The sequence below is a fragment of the Mycobacterium sp. NGS29 genome (genome assembly GCF_059812965.1).
The window spans coordinates 59,432-82,105 of the sequence record NZ_JCALDR010000018.1 but is presented as its reverse complement, the minus strand read 5'-3'; the positions used below and the strand labels follow the sequence as shown (position 1 = coordinate 82,105).

The window sequence follows — 22,674 nt, the reverse complement described above, 5'->3', positions numbered from 1 at the left end:
GCCTTCGAAAGAGGCCTGGAAGCGGCCCGGGAAAAGCCTTGCAGAACCGCTACCAAACATAACGCCGCGAGGTGGCCCGTAGTCCCGAACCATCCGATCAGAATCGCATGTTGTTTTCAGGTTAGGGTGGCTTTACCTGAAGGCAGTCATTGGTTGAGCGGGGTTGCGCAGTGCCTGGCATTGATTGGAACGTGTTGCGGGACAAAGCAATCGGTGCGGCCGCGCTGGCGTACGCCCCGTACTCGGGGTTCCCGGTGGGCGCGGCGGCGCTGGTGGACGACGGCCGGGTGGTCACCGGTTGCAATGTGGAGAATGTCTCATATGGCCTTGGTCTCTGCGCGGAATGCGGGCTGGTGTGCGCGCTGCACGCCACCGGTGGGGGCCGACTGATCGCGCTGGCCTGCGTCGACGGGCGCGGTGCGCCGCTGATGCCGTGCGGGCGCTGTCGCCAGGTGTTGCTCGAACACGGCGGTCCGCAACTGCTGATCGACCACCCGCGTGGGCCGCGACGCCTGGCGGAGCTGCTCCCGGACGCGTTCGGTCCCGACGATCTGGGTCGGGAATCGTCTTGACAGACTTCGCATTTGACGCACCGACGGTGATCCGCACCAAGCGGGACGGCGGCCGGCTCTCCGGGGCCGCGATCGACTGGGTGATCGACGCCTACACCGGCGGCCGGGTGGCCCCCGAACAGATGTCGGCGTTGTTAATGGCGATCTTCCTGCGCGGCATGGACCGCGGCGAGATCACCGATTGGACGGCGGCGATGCTGGCGTCGGGCCCACGGCTGGATTTCACCGAGCTGGGCCGGGTGACTGTGGACAAGCATTCCAGCGGCGGTGTCGGCGACAAGATCACGCTGCCGCTGGTGCCCGTCGTCGTCGCCTGTGGCGGCACGGTGCCGCAGGCGGCCGGACGTGGGTTGGGCCACACCGGCGGCACCCTGGACAAACTGGAATCCATCCCCGGGTTCACCGCGGACCTGTCCGGTCAGCGGGTGCGCGAACAGCTGCGCGACGTCGGCGCCGCCATCTTCGCCGCCGGTGAACTGGCGCCGGCGGATGCCAAGCTGTACGCGCTGCGCGACGTCACCGGGACCGTCGAATCCCTGCCGTTGATCGCCAGTTCGGTGATGAGCAAGAAACTGGCCGAGGGTGCCGGCGCGCTGGTGCTGGACGTCAAGGTCGGTTCCGGGGCTTTCCTGAAGACCGAGGCGGAGTCCCGCGAGCTGGCGCACACCATGGTCGAGCTGGGGCTCGCGCACGGCGTCCCCACCCGCGCGCTGCTCACCGACATGCAGTGCCCGCTGGGGCTGACCGTCGGCAACGCGCTGGAGGTGCAGGAGTCGCTGGAGGTGCTGGCCGGTGGCGGGCCGCCCGACGTGGTGGAACTGACCGTGCGGCTGGCCGCCGAGATGCTGGAGCTGGCCGGCCTGGACGGCCGCGATCCCGCACAGACCTTGCGCGACGGGACCGCGATGGACAGCTTCCGTCGGCTGGTCGCCGCGCAGGGCGGAGATTTGGCGAAACCGTTGCCGGTTGGTGGGCATTCGGAAACCGTCGCAGCCACCCGGGGCGGCACAATGGGCGACATTGACGCGATGGCGGTGGGGTTGGCGGCGTGGCGGCTCGGCGCGGGCAGGTCCCGGCCGGGTGCGCAGGTACAGCATGGCGCCGGGATCCGGATCCATCGCCGCCCGGGCGATCCGGTGGCTGCCGGCGAGACGTTGTTCACCCTGCACACCGAGACGCCCGGGCGGCTCGGTCCGGCGCTGGCCGAACTCGACGGCGCCTGGCACGTGGCCGACCACCCGCCCGAGCGCAGGCCATTGATTATCGATCGGATCACACCATGAACCTGGACCTGGAACAGATCCGCACGGCGCCCAAGGCGCTGCTGCACGATCACCTCGACGGCGGGCTGCGGCCGGCCACGGTGCTGGAGATCGCCGCTGAGATCGGCTACGACGGGCTGCCGGCCACCGACGCCGACGCGCTGGCGACGTGGTTTCGCACCCAGTCGCACAGCGGCTCGTTGGAGCGTTATCTGGAACCGTTCTCGCACACCGTGGCGGTGATGCAGACGCCCGACGCGCTGTATCGCGTGGCCCACGAATGCGTGGAAGATCTGGCCGCGGACTCGGTGGTGTACGCCGAGGTCCGGTTCGCCCCCGAGCTGCACATCAACCGCGGCCTGTCCTTCGACCAGGTGGTGGACGCGGTGCTGGAGGGCTTCGCGGCCGGCGAAAAAGCATGTGCCGCAACTGGTCACGGTATCAAGGTGCGCTGCCTGGTGACCGCGATGCGGCACGCCGCCATGTCCCGCGAGATCGCCGAGCTGGCGATCCGGTTCCGGGACAAGGGCGTAGTCGGATTCGACATCGCCGGAGCCGAGGCCGGCCACCCGCCGACCAGGCACCTGGATGCGTTCGAATACATGCGGGATAACAACGCGCGCTTCACAATCCACGCGGGGGAGGCATTCGGCCTGCCGTCCATCCATGAGGCGATCGCGTTCTGCGGCGCCGACCGGCTCGGTCACGGCGTGCGCATCGTCGACGACATCGAAATCGTCGATGGTGCGGTCAGGCTGGGTCGGCTGGCATCACTGTTGCGGGACAAGCGGATTCCGTTCGAGATGTGCCCCAGTTCCAACGTGCAGACCGGTGCGGTCGCCAGCATTGCCGAGCACCCGTTCGACCTGCTGGCCCGCAGCCGTTTCCGGGTGACCGTCAATACCGACAACCGGTTGATGAGCGACACCACGATGAGCGAGGAGATGTTCCGTCTGGTCGAGGCGTTCGGCTACGGCTGGAGCGATCTGCAGCGCTTCACCATCAATGCGATGAAATCCGCCTTCATCCCGTTCGACGAGCGGCTGGCCATCATCGATGACGTGATCAAGCCGCAGTACGCGGTGCTGATCGGCTGAATACGATCAATGGTGTGCAGCTGCCCGAGCGTGTTCGCGTCGACGAGGCGTCGACGTTCACCCTGCCCGACGGACGCAGCTTGGCCTATCTCGAGTACGGCGACACCGCGGGTTATCCCGCGTTCTACTTTCACGGCACCCCGAGTTGCCGGTTAGAGGGCGCCTTTGCCGACGGCGCCGCGCGCCGGCACGGCATCCGGCTGATCGCGGTGGACCGGCCCGGGTTCGGGCAGTCGACCTTGCAGCGTGGGCGCCGGTTCCGGGACTGGCCGGCCGACGTGTGTGCCCTGGCCGACGGGCTCGGACTGGGCGAGTTCGGCGTCGTCGGGCATTCCGGTGCCGGGCCGCACCTGTTCGCGTGCGGGGCGCTGATCCCGCCGGCGCGGCTGAAGTTCGTGGGAGCGCTGGCACCGTGGGGTCCGCTGGTGACACCGCGCATCCGGGCCAGTCTCAGTCGCACCGACACGCTCTATTTCCGTGCCGCACAACGCGGTACCTGGATCTTCAACGCCGCGTATGTGCCGCTGGGCTGGTGTGCGCAATTCGCGTCGGGCCTGTTCGGCCGGCTGGTGACACTGTCACTGCCCGACATCGACCGGGACCACATGCGCGACGAGCTCTTCCTGCGGCACTTCGGCGCCGTCCAGCGTGAAGCGTTCCGGCAGGGCGGCCGGGGCGCCGCGTACGAGTCGTTTCTGATCTACCGGCCGTGGGGGTTCGAGGTCAGTCAGGTCGCGGTGCCGACGCATATCTGGCAGGGCGACGAGGACTCCTTCATCCCGCGGGCGATCGGCGAATATCTCGAGGACGCGATCCCCGAGGTGGATCTGCACTGGGCCCCCGGCAACGGTCATTTCGCACTCAAATACTGGGACGACATCCTGGCGGCGTGCGTCGCCGGTCTAGATCCCCAGTAGCGACCCCAGGTAGGCGAAGGGCAGATAGATCGCGAGCGCGGCGTAGATCGGGATCAGCATCAGGAACAACACGTAGTAGAGAGCGGCCGCGAGCTGGAAAAACAGCGACGTCACGTCGCCGATGATCGAGGTCACGACGTCGGTCAGCGTGGCGGCGGGCAGCGGCTGCAGCGATGCCGCGTTGGCCGACTCGGCGCCCGCGTAGGCGCCGGCTGCCGCCCCGAGCTGCTGCACGAACTTCTCGTGATAGGCGGCAACCTGCCCGGCCACGCTCTGATAATCCCGGCCGAATTCGGCGAACAGTTGCGCGACGGCGCCGGACACTTCGTCGGCGGCCGAGGGAACAATGCCCTGGGTGGGCGCCGCGGCGGTGAGGTGCGCTGCGCGCAGCGCCGAGTCGATGGCCGCCAGATCGGTCGCAGCCTGCGCGATGAGCTCCGGCGCCGCAACCACCACGTCAGCCATACCGGTCTCGTCCTATTCGCGCCGCAGCCGCGAATCCACGAAGGACTCCAGCTTTTCCCAGCCCCGCACCGCCGCGGCGTACGGTCCGGCGGGTTTGCTCACCGAGTCCGGCTCCAGCACGTAGGCGATCAGCTTGCCCAGCGGCTTGTTCGTCTCCAGCGCTTTGTCGACGGTGCTCTCCTCGGAATAGTCCCCGATGTCGCGCAGCAGCTCGACGGCGAGGTCGAGCTGTTCGCGGTCCACCGCTTCCGGTCCGTCGGTGAAGTCGTCGGCCAGTCCGCTGAGCACGTAGACGTTCTCGTCGGTGATGTCGACTTTCAGCGAGCCGTCGGTGGCGGCGGTCCGGATGTCGTCGTAGGTGCTCAGGTCCGACAGGTCGTGATCGTGCTCGTCGGCGAGGTAGCGCGCCAGCGCCCGCTCGGAGCCGAACACGCTGATCCGGCCGTTGCGGCCCAGGAAGATCGGCCGGTCGTCCAGATAACAGCGCAGGGTATAGAAGGTGCCCGAGCTGGTCATGATCTGGATCGGGTCGATGCCGACCTGCGTCCAGAAGTCGTCGGTGCCACCGAGCACCACGGTGTCGCCTTCGGCGCGGCCTTCTTCTTCTTCGTCGTCGTCGTCTTCTTCGGCTTCGTCTTCGTCTTCGTCGGCCGCAGCCTCGTCGGCCTCGTCTTCCGGCTCGGCGGCCTCGTCGGCGTCCTCCGTGACGGCCGGCTCTTCGTCTTCTTCGATCTCCTCGTCGAGTTCTGCAGCCGCCTTGGCCGAGAGGTCCTCGTCGACCTCGGGGACGGTGGCGATGTCGTCGACGGCCTCGAGCACGTCGTCCCAGCTACGTGCGATCACCTCTGCGATCGTGTTCCACCGCTTCTGACCGGCTTTCCCGGCGAAGTGGTCGATGCCGCCTGAGACCGTGCCCAGCATCGGGTTGCCGTTGAAGAACTTCGAGATCGCCGGCAACTCGCAGACCGACCCGATGGACGAGACGATGGCCAACGCTCCGGCCAGCGCCGTCACCGATTTCTCGGTCGGTTTCTCGGCGACCAGCTCCTCGACCGCCACCAGGTCGAACTGGTTGTCCTCGGCGGGTTCCAGCTTCTGGGCGTGCGCCTCGGTGACGCTCTGCCAGCCCGGGTGGTCGGTCAGGTCGTTGTCGGCGTCGCTGCGCACGAAAGCGACCAGGTCGGCGACGCTCTCGAAAACGTACAGGTCGTCGTCCTTGCCCAGAAACGCTTCCCACTCGTCCCCGGAGTCGCGCCAGCGGGGCGCCCACAGCGTGTAACGGTCCCCCTCGGACAGGCTCAGGCGGATGGGCACGAGGTCAGCAGCCATGCGGCACACAATAGCGACCCGGCCCGACCCGGCTTATCCGCCCCAAATAGTTGCGATGGGTGCGGCGGTGGCCGCCAGGCCCGTTTTGGGCAGCCCGTACATCTCCTCGAGCGTGGCCAGCAGGTTGTAGTGATTGATGGTCTCGTTGTAGCTGCCCGGCTGCACGTGCGCGCCGTAGAACACCGTCGGGATCTGGTTGCGGGGGCCGCCGTCGTCCTCGTCCCACGTCACGATCAGCAGGCTGTTGTTGGTCCTGGCCCAGGTGGCGTACGCGGCGAGGTGGGTGTTCAGCCAGGCGTCGCCCTGGGCGATCGACCCGTCGTGCATGTTGTTGTCGTTGTTGGGGATGACGATCGAGAGGGTGGGTAGGTTCGCGTAACCGCCCGGCTGCGGGAACGCCGAGAACGGCACCGAGACATTGGCCGGCACATTGCTGAAGTTCACCCACGGCACGTGCTTGCGGGCGTACTTGCCCGCGCTGCACACCGGCGAACCGACCGCGGGCAGGTCCTCGGAATAGCCGCCGAAGGTGCGGCCGGAGGCCAGCAACTCCGACGCCAGGTTCGGGGCGGCACCCGCGTTGAGCGGGCAGCTGTCCTTGGTGACGCCGAAGGTGCTGCCCGCGAACAGGGCCAGATAATTGGGTTCGCTGGGGTGGGTCTCGGCGAACGACTGCGCCATCATGGCGCCGCCGGCCGCAAGCGCGTTGATGAACGGTGCCGCCTTGTTGCCGACGATGTCGGCCTGCGAGCGGTTCTCCTCGATCACCATCACCACGTGCGCATACCTGGGCAGGGTCGCGGCGGCCAGGCTCACCCGCGCCGCGGGCAGCGGCAGCGCGCAAAGCACCGCCATAGCACAGAAAAGGCTGGTCAGATGGCGTCGCACGCCCGGAGTATAGGGCTGGGAATGGCCTGCCGGCCGCACGACGACGCGCGTGTCAGCCGGCCTGCACCCGATCGTTATATAGGGTCGGGCCGATGGACGTGCACGTCATCGATCACCCGCTGGCCGCCGCCCGGCTGACCGTGCTGCGTGATGAGCGCACCGACAATGCCACGTTCCGCGCCGCGTTGCGCGAACTCACGGTGATGCTGGTCTACGAGGCGCTGCGTGAGGCGCCCAGTGTCCCGGTGCCGATCCGCACGCCACTCGCCGAGACGACGGGGTCCAAGCTGGCGTGTCCGCCGCTGCTGGTGCCGGTGCTGCGGGCCGGCCTGGGCATGGTCAACGAGGCACATGCCCTGCTGCCCGAAGCGCACGTCGGGTTCGTCGGTGTGGCCCGCGACGAGCAGACCGCCCAGCCGGTGCCCTACCTGGCGTCGCTGCCCGACGACCTGTCCGGGCTGCCGGTGCTGATCCTGGACCCGATGCTGGCCACCGGCGGCTCGATGGCGCACACCATCGAGCAGCTGCAGGAGCGTGGCGCCACCGACCTCACCGCGCTGTGCGTGGTGGCGGCGCCGGACGGGGTGGCGGCGATGGAAAAGGTGGCGCCGGACGCGCGCCTGTTCACCGCGGCCATCGACGACGGGCTCAACGAGATCGCCTACATCGTGCCCGGACTCGGAGACGCCGGCGATCGTCAGTTCGGTCCGCGCTGAGTCACCAGCGGGCTATCGCAGCCACCAGTTCGTCGCGCACCGAACGCGCGCGGATGCGGGCAGCATCCAGGTCTGCGCTGGGTGTGCAGCGAATCTCGAGGTAGCACTTGAGTTTCGGCTCGGTACCCGACGGCCGGACCACCACCCGTACGGACGTCTGGTCGGCACCGCCGGTGAAGATCAGCGCGTCGGCGCTGGCGGTTCTGTCGAAGCCGGCCAGCTCGGGCGGCGGTGCCTCGCGCAGCCGACGCAGCAGCGCGGCGGCCTCGTCGGTGTCGGCGACCCGGCGCGGCACCGCGGCGACCTCGTGCACGCCGTGGCGACGGGCCAGGTCGTCGAGCGCGTCGGAGACCGTGCGGCCGCGCAGCGAGGCCACCAGATCGCAGCACAACACCGCGGCGCTGATGCCGTCCTTGTCGCGGACCGCGGCCGGGTCGACGCAGTGCCCGATCGCCTCCTCGTAGGCGTACACCAGGCTGCCCGGCTCATCGGCGTCGGCGCGGGCCAGCCACTTGAACCCGGTCAGGGTCTCGACGTGCCGCGCGCCACGGTGCGCGGCGATCGCGGCCAGCATCCGGGACGACACCACGGTGCTGGCCACCGTGGGAGGGTCGCCGCGGTGCCGGGACAGAATGTAATCGCCCAGCAGCCACCCGGTTTCGTCACCGGAAAGCATCCGCCAGCCACTCGGCCCGGGTATCCCGACAGCGCACCGGTCGGCGTCGGGGTCCAGCGCGATCGCGACGTCGGCGCCGACGTCGGCGGCCAGCGCGAGCAGCGCATCGGTGGCACCCGGCTCCTCCGGGTTGGGAAAGGCGACGGTGGGGAAGTCGGGGTCGGGGTCGAACTGCGCGGCGACGGTGTGCACATCTGCGAAGCCGGCCCGGCGCAGCGTCTCGACGGCCACCGCGCCGCCCACCCCGTGCATCGGCGTCAACGCCACCCGCACCGTGCCGTCGCCGCGCCGCACTGCGGCCGCCCGCCGGATGTAGCGCTCGACCAGATCGGTGTCGGCGGGCGGCACCGGGGTGCGGGCGATCTGGTCGGCCGGTGGAGCGTCGGCCATCGCGGCTTCGATCCGGCGGTCGGCGGGGGAGATGATCTGCACACCGCCGTCGAGGTACACCTTGTAGCCGTTGTCGCCCGCCGGGTTGTGCGAGGCGGTGATCTGCACGCCGGCGACCGCTCCAGTGGCGCGCACCGCGTAGGCGACCACCGGCGTAGGCACCGGAGCGCTGCATAGCAGCACTGAAAAACCTTGAGCGGCAAGCACTTCGGCGGCAGCAGTGGCGAACGTCGCCGAGCCGTGCCGGGCGTCGCGTCCCACGATCACGGTGCCGGGCCGGTCGAGCACCCGGGCCAGCGCCCAGGTCGCGCGCAGCACCACGGCCAGGTTCATCGCGTCGGGGCCGCCGCGCACCGGCCCGCGCAACCCGGCGGTGCCGAACCGCAGCGGTCGGGCGAAACGCGCGGCCAGCTCGTCGGGATCCAGCGCGGCGAGTTCGGCGGCCGTCTGGGGGTCGGGGTCGTGCGCGATCCAGGTTTCCGGGGTCACGGCACCCGGCGGATCACGTCGGCCAGCAGCGACCCCATCCGGGCGGCGGCCGCGGCGCCGGTGGCCAGCACCTCGGCGTGACTCAACGGCGCACCGGAGATCCCGGCCGCCAGATTCGTCACCAGCGACACGCCCAGCACCTCCGCACCCGCCGCCCGCGCGGCGATCGTCTCGTGCACGGTGGACATCCCGACCAGGTCGGCGCCGAGCACCTGCAGCATCCGGATCTCGGCGGGGGTCTCGTAGTGCGGCCCCGGCAGGGCGGCGTAGACGCCTTGCGTGAGCTGCGGATCGCAGTCGCGGGCCAGCGCCCGCAGCCGCGGCGCGTAGGCGTCGGTGAGGTCGACGAAGTGCGGGCCGACCAGGGGTGAGCGCGCGGTCAGATTCAGGTGGTCACTGATCAGCACCGGCTGGCCGACCGCCATGTCGGCCCGCAACCCGCCCGCCGCGTTGGTCAGCACCACGATCCGGGCCCCTGCGGCGCACGCTGCCCGCACCGGGTGCACGACGTGCTGCAGGTCGTGTCCTTCGTAAGGGTGGATGCGGCCGGCCAGCACCAGCACCCGGTGCGCGCCGACCGGCACCGACAGCAACTCACCCGCGTGACCGGCGGCCTGCGGCGGGGCGAAGCCGGGGATCTCGGCCTGCGCCAACACGGCGGTCGGGGCGCCCAGCGCGGTGACCGCCGGTGACCATCCCGACCCCAGCACCACCGCGATGTCGTGCCGGTCGATACCGGTGCGTTCGGCGATGACGCGAGCAGCCTGCGCCGCGATCTCGTCAGGACGGGGCGCCATGCTGGTCACATTGCGCGAGCCTAGCTCGTCGCGCCCCGCACTCCGGAGGTGTGTGATGATCGGCTCTGTGAGATTGCGCGAACCGTCCTGTGTTGTGTTGGCCGCCGTAGTTTTCGCTGCCGTCTTCGCGCTGCTGATCGCCCCGCCGCCCCGCGCGATCGCCGACGAGTGCCCCGACGTCGAACTCGTCTTCGCCCGCGGCACCGCTGAACCGCCCGGCCTGGGCCGGGTCGGGGACGCGCTGCTGGCCGCGCTGGGCCCCGCCCTGGGCGGCCGCAGCCTGGGCGTGTACCCGATCAACTACGCGGCCAGCTACAACTTCCTCACCACTGGCGACGCGGCCAACGACGCCCGCGACCACATCGCCTTCATGGCCGAACAGTGCCCCAACACCAAGATCGCGCTCGGCGGCTTCTCCCAGGGTGCGGCCGCGATCTCGATGCTGGCGGGGGTGCCGCCGCTGGGTGAGCGGATCGGCACGTTCGGCTCGGCTGCGCCGCTGGATCCGTTCCTGACCGGGCGCGTCACCGCCGTCGCGGTGTTCGGCAACCCCGGCAACCGGTTCAACACCCCGCTGTCCACCTCCGGCGGGTTCGCGGGCCGGGCGATCGACCTGTGCAGCGAGAACGATCCGGTCTGCGTGGTCGGGGGTCGCGACCGCGAGGCGCATCACGCCTACGAGAACCCGCCCTGGCCGGGCCAGGCCGCGCAGTTCCTTGCCGCACGGGTCTGACCGATGGCATGGGCGCCGATGAGATACTGCCGAGATGCCCGTAGCACTGGACCGCGTCGAAGAAGTGGTGCGCCGGCGCGGCGGTGACCTGGTAGCGCTTTCCCACGCCATCCACGCCGAGCCCGAGCTGGCGTTCGCCGAGCACCGCAGCTGTGCCAAGGCCAAAGAGCTGATCGCCCAGCGCGGGTTTCAGATCGGCCCGGTCGCCGGACTGGACACCGCATTCCGGGCGGAGTTCGGCAGCGGCCCGCTGGTCGTCGGGGTGTGCGCGGAGTACGACGCGCTGCCCGAGATCGGGCACGCCTGCGGACACAACATCATTGCGGCCGCGGGGGTGGGCGCAGCGCTGGCGTTGGCCGACGTCGCCGATGAACTCGGCCTGACGGTGGCCCTGCTGGGCACGCCGGCCGAGGAATCGGGCGGCGGCAAAGCCTTGATGCTGCAAGCCGGGGCGTTCGACGATGTCGCGGTGGCGGTGATGGTGCATCCCGGGCCCACCGACATCGCCGGGGCGCGGTCGCTGGCCCTGTCCGAGGTGACCGTGCACTACCGGGGCAAGGAATCGCACGCCGCGGTCGCCCCGCAGCTGGGGGTCAATGCCGCCGACGCGGTCACCGTCGCGCAGGTCGCGGTCGGCCTGCTGCGCCAGCAGTTGGCGCCCGGACAGCTGTTGCACGGCATCGTCACCGACGGCGGACAGGCCGTGAACGTGATCCCCGGCCGCGCCGCGTTGCAGTACGCGATGCGCGCGATCGACTCCGATTCGCTGCGCGAGCTGGAAGGCCGCGCCTACGCGTGTTTTTCCGCGGGGGCGCTGGCCACGGGCTGTGAATACGAGATCGACGCGGCCGGCCCGGCGTACCTGGAGTTGCAGCCCGACGAGTGGCTGGCCAACGTGTTCCGGGCGGAGATGCGGCGGCTGGGTCGCGAGCCGGTGCCCGCCGCGGTCGAGGTGGGACTGCCGATGGGCAGCACCGACATGGGCAACGTGACGCAGGTGATGCCGGGCATTCATCCGGTGATCGGCGTCGACGCCGGCGGCGCCACCGTGCATCAGCGGGCCTTCGCCGCCGCGGCCGCGGGACCCAGCGCCGACCGGGCCGTCGTGGAGGGCGCGATCATGCTGGCGCGCACGGTGGTCGCGCTCGCATCCGACTCCGGTCAACGCGAGCGGGTGCTGGAGCTGCGGGGACGCCGGGTGGCGTCATGAGTCTGGTCGACAGCGCCGAATCCTGGCTGGCCGCGCACTACGACGACCTGGTGGACTGGCGCCGACACATCCACCGGTACCCCGAGCTGGGCCGACAGGAGTTCGCCACCACGCAGTTCGTCGCCGAGCGGCTGGCCAACGCCGGGCTGAACCCGAAGGTGCTGCCCGGCGGCACCGGCTTGACCTGCGACTTCGGCCCCGAGCACCAACCCAGGATCGCGTTGCGCGCCGATATGGACGCGTTGCCGATGGCCGAGCGGACCGGCGCGCCGTACGCCTCGACCGTCACCGACGTCGCACATGCCTGCGGTCACGACGCGCACACCGCGATCCTGCTGGGCACCGCGCTGGCGCTGGCGTCGGTGCCTGAGCTGCCGGTGGGGGTGCGGCTGATCTTCCAGGCCGCCGAGGAGCTGATGCCCGGGGGTGCGATCGATGCGATCGCCGCCGGTGCGCTGACCGGGGTGTCGCGGATCTTCGCGCTGCACTGCGATCCCCGGCTCGAGGTGGGCAAGGTCGCAGTGCGGCTGGGGCCGATCACCTCGGCGGCCGACCAGCTCGAGATCACGCTGCATTCGCCCGGCGGGCACACCTCGCGCCCGCACCTGACCGCCGACCTGGTCTACGGGCTCGGCACGGTGATCACCGGCCTGCCGGGTGTGTTGTCGCGCCGCATCGACCCGCGCAACAGCACCGTGCTGGTGTGGGGGGCGGTGAACGCCGGCAACGCGCCCAACGCCATTCCGCAGTCCGGGGTGCTGGCGGGCACGGTGCGCACCGCCAGCCGGCAGACGTGGGTCGATCTGGAAGCGATCATCCGGGACGCCGTCGCGGGCCTGTTGTCGCCGCTGGCCATCGAGCACACGCTGCAGTACCGGCGCGGCGTGCCGCCGGTGGTCAACGAGGACGTCTCGACCCGCATCCTCACCCACGCGATCGAGGCCGTCGGCCCGGACGTGCTGGCCGACACCCGGCAGTCCGGCGGCGGCGAGGACTTTTCCTGGTACCTCGAGGAGATACCCGGGGCGATGGCCCGGTTGGGGGTCTGGTCGGGCGAGGGGCCGCAGCTCGACCTGCACCAGCCCACCTTCGACCTCGACGAGCGCGCCCTGGCCATCGGCGTGCGGGTGATGGCCAACATCATCGAGCAATCCGCTGCCTTCTGAGGTACTTGGTCTGCTTGTTACTGCCGAGCGGCCCCATATGTGCGCGAAAACGGCTCTGCGACCGGCATTTTGAGGACGCTCGCGCGGTGAATTGTGGGCGCGTTACGTGGTGCCGAAGATGGGCCGCGTGCATGCCGGACTCGGTCAGCTGCTCAACGAACAACAGGGCGTCGTCACCGCGGCCCAGGCCCTGAGCATGGTCAGCCGCCGCAACCTGGAGACCTGCGTCCGGCGCGGCGAGCTGCGCCGGATCTGGCACGGCGTCTACGGCAGCGGCCGCGACACCGCTGCTCTGCGACTGCGCGGGCTCGACCTGTTGGCGGGCACGACGGTCGCCACCTGCCTGCACACGGCCGCGGCCGGTTACGGGTTTGCCACCGAACGCGACACCGACCTGCACGTGCTCAACCCCGACCAGGGCCACCTGCACTCCACGCGGGGTCTCGTGGTGCACCGCCGCGAGGACGCGCCACTGGTATCAGTGCGCGGCCGGCCGACGACGACGCCCGCGTGGACAGCGATCGAGGTGGCGCGCAGCCTGCGCCGGCCGCGTGCGCTGGCTACTCTGGACGCGGCCCTGCGCAGCGGTCGCTGCCGGCCCGACGAGCTGGCCGAAGCCGTCGAGTCGCAGGCCGGGCGTCGCGGCATCTGCACCGCCCGGGCGCTGCTTCCGCTGGCGTCACCGCTGGCCGAGTCGCCGATGGAGAGCGAAGCCCGCCTGGTCATGATCGACGGCGGACTGCCGGAACCGGTGCTGCAGTACAACATCGTCGACCTGACCGGGCGGCTGTGGCGGGTCGACTTCGCCTGGCCGGAATGTCGTGTCGTCGCCGAGTACGACGGCGTGGACTCGCACAGCAGTCCCGAAGCGTTCAGATACGACCGACTCCGGACCGCGGCGCTGCAGGATCTGGGCTTCATGGTCGTGGCGATGGTGGCCCAGGACGTCAGGTGTGAACCCTGGCATCTCGTGCACCGGCTCAGAACGCGACTGGACCGAGGTCGCGCGGCGGGACCGTCACCAGCGGCCTGAAAATGCCGTCACAACGGGCATTTCGCCGCACCTATGAGGACGCTCGGCGCACCAGGGCGCACCAGGGCGCACCCGGGCGCACCAGGGCGCACCGGAAAGCCTCAGGCGCTGGTCCCCGGACCGATGTTGCGGGCCGGGCGGGTCCGCAGATCGTGCACGTAATCGGCTGGGGCGCCGGCCTTTTCGGCGGCATCGGCCATCACACCGAGGTAGCGCGCCGACGGCAGCCCGCCCTCCCAGGCATCCAGCACATAGAGCCACGCCAACACCGGGTCGATGTCGGTGTCGGAGGATTCCCGCTGCACGCGGCAGCGGATCTTCTTGTGCACGCCGAACTCCGAGCCCTCCCACCGGTCCAGGTTCATTTCGTCGGCCGGCGTCATGTCGTAGAGCACCACGAACACCTGCGAGGTGGGCTCCTCGACGACGGTGGCCAGCGCACCCTCCCAGCCGATGTCCTCCCCGCCGAACGTCAGCCGCCAGCCCGGTAACCAGCCGGTTCCGGCCATCGGCGAGTGCGGTGCGCGCTTGAGCATCTGCTCGGGATCCATGTTCGAGCCGTACGCGGCGTAGAGCGGCACGGGGAAAGCTTAGACGCTAGGTTTGGTGGCTGTGACGACGCGCATCGTGATCCTCGGCGGCGGCCCGGCCGGATACGAGGCGGCCCTGGTGGCCGCCAACTCGCGCCCCGATGCCGAAGTCACGGTCGTCGACTCCGAAGGCATCGGCGGCGCGGCCGTCCTCGACGACTGTGTGCCGTCCAAGACCTTCATCGCCTCGACCTGGCTGCGTACCGAGCTGCGCCGGGCGCCGCGACTCGGCTTCGAGATCGACATCGACGACGCCAAGATCGACCTGCCGCAGATCCACGCGCGGGTCAGGAACCTCGCCGTCGAGCAGTCCGAGGACATCGCGGCGCAACTGCGCGATGTGGGCGTGCACCTGGTGGCCGGGCGCGGTGAGCTGATCGACCCGGCCCCCAACCTGGCCCGGCACCGGATCAAAGCTACGGCCGCGGACGGGACCGTCACCGAGCACGACGCCGACGTCGTGCTGATCGCCACCGGCGCCAGCCCGCGTGTCCTGCCGTCGGCGCAGCCGGACGGCGAGCGCATCCTGACCTGGCGGCAGCTCTACGACCTCAAGGAGCTGCCCGAACACCTCGTCGTGGTGGGCTCGGGGGTGACCGGCGCGGAGTTCGTGCACGCCTACACCGAGCTCGGGGTGCCGGTGACGGTGGCGGCCAGCCGCGACCGGGTGCTGCCCTACGAAGACGCCGACGCCGCGGCGGTGCTCGAAGAGTCGTTCGCCGAGCGCGGCGTGAAGTTGTTCAAGAACGCGCGCGCCGAGTCGGTCAAGCGCACCGGCAACGGCGTCCTGGTCACCATGACCGACGGACGCACGGTCGAGGGCAGCCACGCGTTGATGACCATCGGGTCGGTCCCCAACACCAGTGGTCTCGGGCTGGAGCGGGTCGGCATCGAGCTGGGCCCCGGCGACTATCTGAAGGTGGACCGGGTGTCGCGGACGTCGGTGCCGGGCATCTACGCCGCGGGCGACTGCACCGGCCTGCTGTTGCTGGCGTCGGTGGCGGCGATGCAGGGCCGCATCGCGATGTATCACGCGCTGGGCGAAGGTGTCAGCCCGATCCGGCTGCGCACGGTCGCGGCGACGGTGTTCACCCGGCCGGAGATCGCCGCCGTCGGGGTTCCCCAGTCGGCGATCGACGACGGCGAGTTCAGCGCCCGGACCATCATGCTGCCGCTGCACACCAACGCCCGCGCCAAGATGTCGGGGCTGCGGCAGGGCTTCGTCAAGATCTTCTGCCGCAAATCCACCGGCGTGGTGATCGGCGGGGTGGTGGTGGCGCCGATCGCCTCGGAGCTGATCCTGCCGATCGCGGTCGCGGTGCAGAACCGGATCACGGTCAACGAGTTGGCCCAGACCCTGGCCGTCTATCCGTCGCTGTCCGGTTCGATCACCGAGGCCGCCCGGCGGCTGATGGCCCACGACGATCTGGACTGATCGTCGAATTCACAGAGTGAAGACCGACTCGAGGACCGGCAACCCACTAGCCTTGGCTGAGTACCGCTACTGACGAGTAACCGACAGGAGTCTGTGGTCGTGAGCAACCCGATCGAGAGCGAACCCGCCGCGTCGGCCCTGGGCCCCGAACAGCGGGCACTCGCCTGGGAGCGTCTCGGTACCGAGCAATTCGACGTCGTGGTGATCGGCGGCGGGGTGGTGGGCTCGGGCTGCGCCCTGGACGCGGCCACCCGCGGGCTGAAGGTGGCGCTGGTGGAGGCGCGTGACTTCGCCTCGGGCACCTCGAGTCGCTCCTCGAAGATGTTCCACGGCGGCCTGCGCTATCTGGAACAACTCGAGTTCGGCCTGGTGCGCGAGGCGCTGTTCGAACGCGAGCTGTCGCTGACCACGCTGGCGCCGCACCTGGTCAAGCCGCTTCCGTTCCTGTTCCCGCTGACCAAGCGACTGTGGGAACGGCCCTACATGGCTGCGGGCATCTTCCTCTATGACAGTCTGGGCGGCGCGAAATCGGTGCCGGCGCAGAAGCATATGACCCGCGCCGGGGCGTTGCGGCTGAGCCCGGGCCTCAAGCGCAACTCGCTGATCGGGGGCATCCGCTACTACGACACCGTGGTCGACGACGCCCGACACACCATGATGGTGGCGCGCACCGCGGCGCACTACGGCGCGGTGGTGCGGTCGTCCACCCAGGTGGTGGCGCTGCTGCGGGAGGGTGACCGGGTCACCGGGGTGCGGGTGCGCGACTCCGAGGACGGCGAGATCACCGAGGTCCGCGCGCACGTGGTGATCAACGCGACCGGAGTCTGGACCGACGAGATCCAGGCGTTGTCCAAGCAACGCGGTCGGTTCAAGGTGCGCGCCTCCAAGGGCGTGCACGTGGTGGTGCCGCGGGACCGCATCGTCAGCGACGTCGCGATCATCCTGCGCACCGAGAAGTCGGTGATGTTCGTTATCCCGTGGGGCAGCCACTGGATCATCGGGACCACCGACACCGACTGGAACCTCGATCTGGCCCATCCAGCGGCCACCAAGGCCGACATCGACTACATCCTGGGCACGGTCAACACCGTGCTGGCCACCCCGTTGACGCACGCCGACATCGACGGTGTCTACGCCGGGCTGCGGCCGCTGCTGGCCGGGGAGAGTGAGGAGACCTCCAAGCTGTCCCGGGAGCACGCCGTGGCGGTGCCCGCGGCCGGCCTGGTCGCGATCGCCGGCGGCAAGTACACCACCTACCGGGTGATGGCGGCCGACGCGGTGGATGCCGCCGCCGAGTTCATTCCGGCCCGGGTCGCGCCGACGATCACCCAGAAGGTGCCGTTGATGGGCGCCGACGGCTACTTCGCCCTGATCAACCAGACCCAGAACGTCGGCGCGATGCGTGGCCTGCACCCCTACCGGGTGCGCCACCTGCTGGATCGCTACGGGTCGCTGATCGACGAGGTACTGGCGATGGCGGCCAAAGACCCCAGCCTGCTGGGGCCGATCACCGACGCGCCCGGGTACCTGAAAGTGGAAGCACTCTACGCCGTCGCGGCTGAGGGGGCGCTGCACCTCGAGGACATCCTGGCGCGCCGGATGCGGATCTCGATCGAGTACTCCCACCGCGGCGTCGACTGCGCGCGCGAGGTGGCCGAGCTGGTGGCGCCGGTGCTGGGCTGGAGTGCGGCCGACGTGGATCGCGAGGTCGACAACTACAAGGCGCGGGTGACCGCCGAGATCCTGTCGCAGGCCCAGCCCGACGACGTGTCCGCCGACGAGTTGCGCGCCAGCGCACCCGAGGCGCGCGCGGAGATCCTCGAACCGGTGCCCCTGAATTGAGGGCCGCCCCGCTGCCGGTTCGCGACGGGCTGGGTCCGGCACGGGTCCGGATGTACGGCGGGCCGGTCCTGGCGGAGTTGACCGCGCGGTTCGGCGCGCCCGCGCGCGCCAAAGTCCTGGCCGGCGAAGTCGTCGACGCCGACGGCGCGGTGATCGACGACGCGACCGTGCTGCCCGGCGGCGCGCACGTCTACCTGTACCGCGACCTGCCCGACGAGGTGCCGGTGCCGTTCGACATCCCGGTGCTCTACCGCGACGACAACATCGTCGTCGCCGACAAACCGCACTTCCTATCGACGATGCCGCGCGGACGCCACGTCGCGCAGACCGCGCTGGTGCGGTTGCGGCGCTCGTTGGACCTACCCGAACTCAGCCCCGCGCACCGGCTGGACCGGCTGACGGCCGGCGTCCTGCTGTTCACCACCCGACGTGAGATCCGGGGCGCCTATCAGACGCTGTTCGCCCGGGGCGAGGTCAGCAAGGTCTATCTGGCCCGAGCGGCGGTCGACTCGTCGGTGACGCTGCCGCAGCTGGTGCGCACCCGCATCGTCAAGTATCGAGGCCAACTGCAGGCGGTCTGCGAACCGGGACCTGCCAACGCCGAGACACTGGTCGAGCTGCTGTCGCCCGTCGGTCTCTACCGGCTCACGCCACGCACCGGACGCACCCACCAGTTGCGGGTGCACATGGCGTCGCTGGGGCTGCCGATCTTCGCAGATCCGTTGTACCCCAACGTCATAGCCGTCCCCGACGGCGACTTCACCACGCCGCTGCAGTTGCTGGCGCAGCGCATCGAATTCGACGATCCGGTGACGGGCGCGCACCGGGAGTTCGTCAGTCGCCGAGAGCTCCCGGCAACCCGGCAAGACCGTCCTTGATCCCTGCGCTGACCGGGTCCCCGGAGGCGATGGCCTCGCTCGGCACCACGTCGCACGTGCAACTGAGCTCGGTGAACATGTTGGGCTCGGCCTCATCTTCGGCGCCGACCGCGGTGGCGGTGACCAGGGCGGCGCACAGCGCGGCGACGACGACGGAGAACACTCTGCTGATCAGTTCGACTCCCGGTGAGGCGTATCGCCAGAGTGTATGTGTGCCGAGCCCGCGAATCCGAGACGGACACACAAACTTAATTTGACGCGTGATGCCTGGGGCAGAACGCGGCGATGCTCAAGCCGACGAAGAACCCCGCGTGATAGCCGTCGAGGTTGCTGCTGGTGGACACGTCGTTGGCGACGTCGCTCTTCTGCTTGCCCTGGTCGAGTTCGTTGCACACCTGATGGCCGGCGAGCAGGGCTGCTTGCGACGAGCCGAAATGGATGTCCTTGGACCGCATCGCGTTGAGGAACTGGTCGTCGACAGCGTCGGCGTGCGCGCGTGGGGCGGCTACGCCGGCACAGCTCAGCAGTCCCAGCAGCACGAGAAAGCTCGTACGCAGCCGGCGGATCGCCATCGCTGAACCCCCTCGCCTGTGCTGGTCGCGTCATGTCCTGCTGACATGCTGATCATTGCATGTGAAGTTGGTATGAGCTAACAGCTTAGGTGTCCGGACCGTGTACCCAAACGGAACTGTGGCTGAATTGGCGACCCCGGACCGCCGCAGCGATGGCCGATCACATTTCCCTGCTGGATGATCTGTACCGGACCCGATGATCGCGGGGACGCCCACCACCTGCCGTCCGAGGAATCACCGTGAAAATTAGTCGGTTCGGTGCCCTCCTGAGCGCGCCCGCCCTCGCCGCCGCGGCGGTTTCGGCCTGCGGGACGCAGCAGCACCCGAGCCCGGCGTCGAGTGCGACCACGCGGTCGGCGAACGTCGCCTGCGGCGGCGAGCCGACCGTGCGCGCCAGCGGGTCCACCGCGCAGGAAAATGCCATGACCCTGTTCGTCAAGGCGTTCGAACAGGCATGTCCGGGCCAGACGCTGAAGTACACGACCAACGGATCCGGCGGCGGGATCAGCGATTTCCTGGACAACCGGACCGAGTTCGCCGGCTCCGACTCACCGCTGAGCAGGAGCGAGTACGACCGGGCCACGCAGCGCTGCGGGTCACCGGCGTGGAACCTGCCGGTGGTGTTCGGTCCGATCGCGATCGCGTTCAACATCAAAGGCCTGTCGTCGTTGAGTCTCGACGGCCCAACCGCGGCCAGAATCTTCAACGGCGCCATCACCACCTGGAACGATCCGGCGATCGCCGCGCTCAACGCCGGCGTCGCGCTGCCGGCGGCGCCCATCCGGGTGGTGTTCCGCAAGGACGAGTCCGGAACTTCGGACAACTTCCAGCGATACCTCGACACGGCCGCCAACGGCGCCTGGGGCAGGGGCGCCGGAAAGCAGTTCAAGGGCGGTGTGGGCGACGGATTCGCCGGAAGCGACGGCGTTGCCGCCGCCGTCGGTGCCACCGAGGGGTCGATCACCTACCTGGAGTGGTCCTTCGCGCAGCGGCAACGGCTCAACACCGCCGGGATCATCACGTCGGCCGGTCCTGAACCGGTATCGATCAGCGGTGACTCGGTAGGCAAGACCATCGCCGGTGCCTGGTTCACCAGGGAGGGCAACGATCTGGCGCTGGACACGATTTCGTTCTACCGGCCGAACCAACCGGGCTCCTACCCGATCGTGCTGGCGACGTACGAGATCGTGTGCTCGAAGTACCCAGATGCCCAAGCGGGCCGCGCGGTCAAGGCATTTCTGCAAGCCACGATCGGTCCTGGTCAGGCCGGGCTGTCGGACAACGGCTACGTTCCCGTGCCGGCCGATTTCGGTTCTCGGTTGGCCGCCGCGGTGAGCGCCATCGCGTGATCGGGGCTTGGCCGACGCGCAATGTTTCGGGGTTCTTCCCGCTGCGGTCGACATAAAGTTTCCAAAAATTCCTTCACTACGTCATATAAAGGTGCTATGGAATACATAGGTCTGCCTCCCGAGGTCATCTCGGCGCTGATCCACGCCGGTCCCGGTGCCGGATCGCTGCTCGAGGCTTCCAGCGCGTGGCAGGCGCTCAGCACCGACCTGGATGAGACGGCCGGCAATTACTCCGCCGTGCTGTCGATGCTGGCCGCGGAATGGCGCGGCACCTCCACCCTGGCGATGAGCCAGTCCGTCGCGCCTTATCTCACCTGGCTGCGCACCACTGCGGCGCAGTGTCACCAGCTGGCCGCCTCGGCGCAGGTCGCTGCCGCCGCGTTCGGATCCACTCTCGCCTCGGTGGTCCCTCCCGCAACGGTGGCGGCCAACCGCGCCCAACTCGCGCAACTGCTGGCCACCAACACCTTCGGCCACAATCTCGCGGCCATCGCCGCCACCGAGACCCAGTACGAGCGCATGTGGGTCAACAACGCGACAGCGATGTACAGCTACGAGTCGACCACCGCACAGGCCGCGGTGCGGCAGCTGTTCTCGACGCCGCCGTCCATCGCAGACCCGGGCAGCTCAGCGGCGCAGGCGCAGGCCGTATCGGTGGCGCAGGCGGAGGCCGTACCCGCCGCGGCGGCCGCCGCGACGCTGGTCCTGCCCGCCGATGCGGTCGCGCCGCCGGTGTCTCCGCTGGATGCGCTGCTGCAGGCGGTGGGCGTCACGTTCGACCCCAATCAGGGCTGGTTCGGCCTGACCAACACCTATCTGAACCAGTTCGTCTCGTCCGGGTTCCCGATCAACCTGCTCAGCTACTTTGCGCAGACCACCTCGGCCCAGGCACTGCAGGGAATCGCTCCGGATGTTTTCTCCGGCCTGTCGGAAGGGGAGACGGCGCTGGGCGGTGCGGAGGCCAGTCTGGCTGAGGCAGTCGGAGCCTTCAGCGCGGCGGGGACCCCGACGGGAGCGATGGGCGTCGCAGTGTCGATGGGCAACCTGTCTGCGCCGCCCGCCGCGACGGGCGTGCTGACCGCCGCCCACCTGCCGGTGCAGCTCGCTTCGGCGGCGTCGCCGCTGCCCGCAGGCGACGTCGACGCCGGATTCCCGATGCTGCCGCCGCTGATGGCGCCACCGATTGCCGCAGGCAGCGGCTGGCGTAAACGCAAGGACCAGAAGTACGAAGACCTGGCCATGGGTCTGGAGGTCGAGGGGAAGTTCATTCCACGCTCGCCGTCGGCGGGATGAGTGTTCACCCCGCCGCCGTACCGCTCCACTCGCTGCGATCGGTACTTTTGACTGATGCCTTGGGCGCGATTGCTCTCCCTGGCCGTTCTGCTGGTCTGTCTGGCCGGGTGCAGCGAACGGCAGGTGCAGGCCGCCGGTGCCCGGAATCAGGCCGGGATGCTCCAGTACGGCGGCCTGAACCGGACCTATGTGGTGCATGTGCCGCCCGGGCCCACCGTGGGCCTGGTGCTGAACCTGCACGGTGGCGGCGGCACGGGTGCCGGCCAGCGCGGGCTTACCGACTTCGACTCCGTCGCCGACGCCAACGGCCTGCTGGTCGTCTATCCCGACGGCTACGACAAGAGCTGGGCCGACGGCCGGGGGGCGGCTCCGGCGGACCGCCGCCGGCTCGACGACGTCGGTTTTCTGGTGACGCTGGTGACTAAATTGCGCGATGAATTCAATGTGCCCCCCGGGCACGTCTTCGCGACCGGCATGTCCAACGGCGGGTTCATGTCCAACCGGTTGGCCTGCGACCGCGCCGATGTGTTCGCCGCGATCGCGCCGATTTCGGGCACGTTGGGGGTAGGTGTGGCGTGCAATCCGTCGCGGCCGGTGTCGGTGCTGGAGGCGCACGGCACCAGCGATGCGGTGGTGCCGTACAACGGCGGCGATGTCCGTGGTCGCGGCGGACTGAGCCACGCGATCTCGGCCAACAGCATCGTCGACCGGTGGCGGGTCGTCGACCGCTGCCCGGGCAACCCCACCGTCGAGCAACTGCCCGACGTGGGCGACGGAACTGCCGTGCGCCGGTTCGATTCCCGCAACTGCGCCGACAACACCGAAGTGATCCACTACCAGATCGAGAAGGGTGGCCACACCTGGCCGGGCAGCAAGCAGTACCTGCCCAAGACGGTCATCGGGTCCACCACGCGGGCGTTCGACGGCTCGCAGGTGATCGCCCAGTTCTTCCTGTCCCACGGCCGGGACGGCTAG

The 22,674-nt window shown here is 69.5% G+C and carries 23 protein-coding genes; 15 read left to right on the top strand and 8 right to left on the bottom strand.

Annotation, left to right across the window (positions count from 1 at the left end; genetic code table 11):
• Nucleotides 1-170 precede the first annotated feature (170 nt).
• From AC5Y5Z_RS21145 to AC5Y5Z_RS21130, 4 genes are read left to right on the top strand one after another with little or no spacing between them, the layout of a single operon-like run.
• Nucleotides 171-572, top strand: coding sequence for a cytidine deaminase (locus tag AC5Y5Z_RS21145; protein WP_499927330.1), 402 nt, complete (start codon nucleotides 171-173; stop codon nucleotides 570-572).
• Nucleotides 569-1,855, top strand: coding sequence for a thymidine phosphorylase (locus AC5Y5Z_RS21140; RefSeq protein ID WP_463828330.1), 1,287 nt, complete (start codon nucleotides 569-571; stop codon nucleotides 1,853-1,855). Before AC5Y5Z_RS21145 ends, AC5Y5Z_RS21140 begins: the two co-directional genes overlap by 4 nt.
• A complete protein-coding gene (locus tag AC5Y5Z_RS21135; RefSeq protein ID WP_499927328.1) occupies nucleotides 1,852-2,931 on the top strand; it encodes an adenosine deaminase in 1,080 nt (359 codons plus the stop codon). Before AC5Y5Z_RS21140 ends, AC5Y5Z_RS21135 begins: the two co-directional genes overlap by 4 nt.
• 20 nt (nucleotides 2,932-2,951) lie before the next feature.
• Nucleotides 2,952-3,848 carry an alpha/beta fold hydrolase gene (locus AC5Y5Z_RS21130; protein WP_499927384.1) on the top strand — a complete coding sequence of 299 codons (897 nt, stop codon included), beginning with the start codon at nucleotides 2,952-2,954 and terminating at the stop codon, nucleotides 3,846-3,848.
• Here the strand turns inward: AC5Y5Z_RS21130 and AC5Y5Z_RS21125 are convergent.
• The 3 genes from AC5Y5Z_RS21125 to AC5Y5Z_RS21115 are packed head-to-tail and all read right to left on the bottom strand — an operon-like array spanning nucleotide 3,834 to nucleotide 6,497.
• Nucleotides 3,834-4,313, bottom strand: a complete 480-nt coding sequence (locus tag AC5Y5Z_RS21125) for a PE family protein (protein ID WP_499927326.1) — start codon at nucleotides 4,311-4,313, stop codon at nucleotides 3,834-3,836. The two genes, AC5Y5Z_RS21130 and AC5Y5Z_RS21125, sit on opposite strands and share 15 nt — an antisense overlap.
• Nucleotides 4,314-4,325: 12 nt before the next feature.
• Nucleotides 4,326-5,642, bottom strand: coding sequence for a protein export chaperone SatS (satS, locus tag AC5Y5Z_RS21120; RefSeq protein WP_499927324.1), 1,317 nt, complete (start codon nucleotides 5,640-5,642; stop codon nucleotides 4,326-4,328).
• A 33-nt stretch (nucleotides 5,643-5,675) separates the two neighbouring features.
• Entirely contained in the window at nucleotides 5,676-6,497 is an 822-nt protein-coding gene (locus AC5Y5Z_RS21115) for an alkaline phosphatase family protein (RefSeq protein WP_499927382.1), read from the bottom strand.
• Between the two features lie 125 nt (nucleotides 6,498-6,622).
• On the opposite strand from AC5Y5Z_RS21115, the gene upp reads away from it, so the two are divergent.
• Nucleotides 6,623-7,246, top strand: a complete 624-nt coding sequence (gene upp / locus AC5Y5Z_RS21110; protein WP_499927322.1) for a uracil phosphoribosyltransferase — start codon at nucleotides 6,623-6,625, stop codon at nucleotides 7,244-7,246.
• Between the two features lies 1 nt (nucleotide 7,247).
• Here upp and AC5Y5Z_RS21105 read toward each other — a convergent pair whose 3' ends face one another.
• Complete coding sequence (locus tag AC5Y5Z_RS21105) at nucleotides 7,248-8,801, bottom strand: phospho-sugar mutase (protein WP_499927321.1); 1,554 nt, start codon at nucleotides 8,799-8,801, stop codon at nucleotides 7,248-7,250.
• Nucleotides 8,798-9,598: a purine-nucleoside phosphorylase gene (locus AC5Y5Z_RS21100; RefSeq protein ID WP_463828324.1), complete on the bottom strand. Its 801-nt coding sequence runs from the start codon at nucleotides 9,596-9,598 to the stop codon at nucleotides 8,798-8,800. Before AC5Y5Z_RS21100 ends, AC5Y5Z_RS21105 begins: the two co-directional genes overlap by 4 nt.
• A gap of 67 nt (nucleotides 9,599-9,665) precedes the next feature.
• Between AC5Y5Z_RS21100 and AC5Y5Z_RS21095 the strand changes: the two genes are divergently transcribed.
• The 4 genes from AC5Y5Z_RS21095 (at nucleotide 9,666) to AC5Y5Z_RS21080 (ending at nucleotide 13,740) form a co-directional block, all read left to right on the top strand.
• Complete coding sequence (locus AC5Y5Z_RS21095; RefSeq protein WP_499927318.1) at nucleotides 9,666-10,331, top strand: cutinase family protein; 666 nt, start codon at nucleotides 9,666-9,668, stop codon at nucleotides 10,329-10,331.
• 34 nt (nucleotides 10,332-10,365) lie between these two features.
• Entirely contained in the window at nucleotides 10,366-11,541 is a 1,176-nt protein-coding gene (locus AC5Y5Z_RS21090) for a M20 family metallopeptidase (protein WP_463828322.1), read from the top strand.
• On the top strand, nucleotides 11,538-12,707 hold the full coding sequence (locus AC5Y5Z_RS21085; RefSeq protein ID WP_499927316.1) for a M20 family metallopeptidase: 1,170 nt from the start codon (nucleotides 11,538-11,540) through the stop codon (nucleotides 12,705-12,707). The genes AC5Y5Z_RS21090 and AC5Y5Z_RS21085 overlap by 4 nt, the downstream gene beginning before the upstream one ends.
• Nucleotides 12,708-12,834: 127 nt before the next feature.
• A complete protein-coding gene (locus AC5Y5Z_RS21080; RefSeq protein ID WP_499927380.1) occupies nucleotides 12,835-13,740 on the top strand; it encodes a type IV toxin-antitoxin system AbiEi family antitoxin in 906 nt (301 codons plus the stop codon).
• Between the two features lie 101 nt (nucleotides 13,741-13,841).
• On the opposite strand, the gene AC5Y5Z_RS21075 is transcribed toward AC5Y5Z_RS21080, so the two are convergent.
• On the bottom strand, nucleotides 13,842-14,321 hold the full coding sequence (locus tag AC5Y5Z_RS21075) for a gamma-glutamylcyclotransferase family protein (protein WP_463828320.1): 480 nt from the start codon (nucleotides 14,319-14,321) through the stop codon (nucleotides 13,842-13,844).
• Between the two features lie 31 nt (nucleotides 14,322-14,352).
• Between AC5Y5Z_RS21075 and AC5Y5Z_RS21070 the strand changes: the two genes are divergently transcribed.
• The 3 genes from AC5Y5Z_RS21070 to AC5Y5Z_RS21060 all read left to right on the top strand — a co-directional run bounded on the left by AC5Y5Z_RS21070 (nucleotide 14,353) and on the right by AC5Y5Z_RS21060 (nucleotide 18,485).
• Entirely contained in the window at nucleotides 14,353-15,765 is a 1,413-nt protein-coding gene (locus AC5Y5Z_RS21070) for an NAD(P)H-quinone dehydrogenase (RefSeq protein ID WP_463828363.1), read from the top strand.
• Nucleotides 15,766-15,864: 99 nt separating this feature from the next.
• A complete protein-coding gene (locus AC5Y5Z_RS21065; RefSeq protein WP_463828319.1) occupies nucleotides 15,865-17,607 on the top strand; it encodes a glycerol-3-phosphate dehydrogenase/oxidase in 1,743 nt (580 codons plus the stop codon).
• A gap of 50 nt (nucleotides 17,608-17,657) precedes the next feature.
• Nucleotides 17,658-18,485, top strand: coding sequence for a pseudouridine synthase (locus AC5Y5Z_RS21060; RefSeq protein ID WP_499927378.1), 828 nt, complete (start codon nucleotides 17,658-17,660; stop codon nucleotides 18,483-18,485).
• Here the strand turns inward: AC5Y5Z_RS21060 and AC5Y5Z_RS21055 are convergent.
• Complete coding sequence (locus tag AC5Y5Z_RS21055; RefSeq protein ID WP_463828318.1) at nucleotides 18,442-18,648, bottom strand: hypothetical protein; 207 nt, start codon at nucleotides 18,646-18,648, stop codon at nucleotides 18,442-18,444. The genes AC5Y5Z_RS21060 and AC5Y5Z_RS21055 overlap by 44 nt on opposite strands.
• Nucleotides 18,649-18,733: 85 nt before the next feature.
• Nucleotides 18,734-19,057: a DUF732 domain-containing protein gene (locus AC5Y5Z_RS21050; RefSeq protein ID WP_463828317.1), complete on the bottom strand. Its 324-nt coding sequence runs from the start codon at nucleotides 19,055-19,057 to the stop codon at nucleotides 18,734-18,736.
• A gap of 239 nt (nucleotides 19,058-19,296) precedes the next feature.
• On the opposite strand from AC5Y5Z_RS21050, the gene pstS reads away from it, so the two are divergent.
• The 3 genes from pstS (at nucleotide 19,297) to AC5Y5Z_RS21035 (ending at nucleotide 22,674) form a co-directional block, all read left to right on the top strand.
• Nucleotides 19,297-20,406, top strand: coding sequence for a phosphate ABC transporter substrate-binding protein PstS (gene pstS / locus AC5Y5Z_RS21045; protein ID WP_463828316.1), 1,110 nt, complete (start codon nucleotides 19,297-19,299; stop codon nucleotides 20,404-20,406).
• Nucleotides 20,407-20,502: 96 nt separating this feature from the next.
• A complete protein-coding gene (locus AC5Y5Z_RS21040) occupies nucleotides 20,503-21,699 on the top strand; it encodes a PPE family protein (protein ID WP_499927313.1) in 1,197 nt (398 codons plus the stop codon).
• A 54-nt stretch (nucleotides 21,700-21,753) separates the two neighbouring features.
• A complete protein-coding gene (locus tag AC5Y5Z_RS21035) occupies nucleotides 21,754-22,674 on the top strand; it encodes an extracellular catalytic domain type 1 short-chain-length polyhydroxyalkanoate depolymerase (RefSeq protein ID WP_463828314.1) in 921 nt (306 codons plus the stop codon).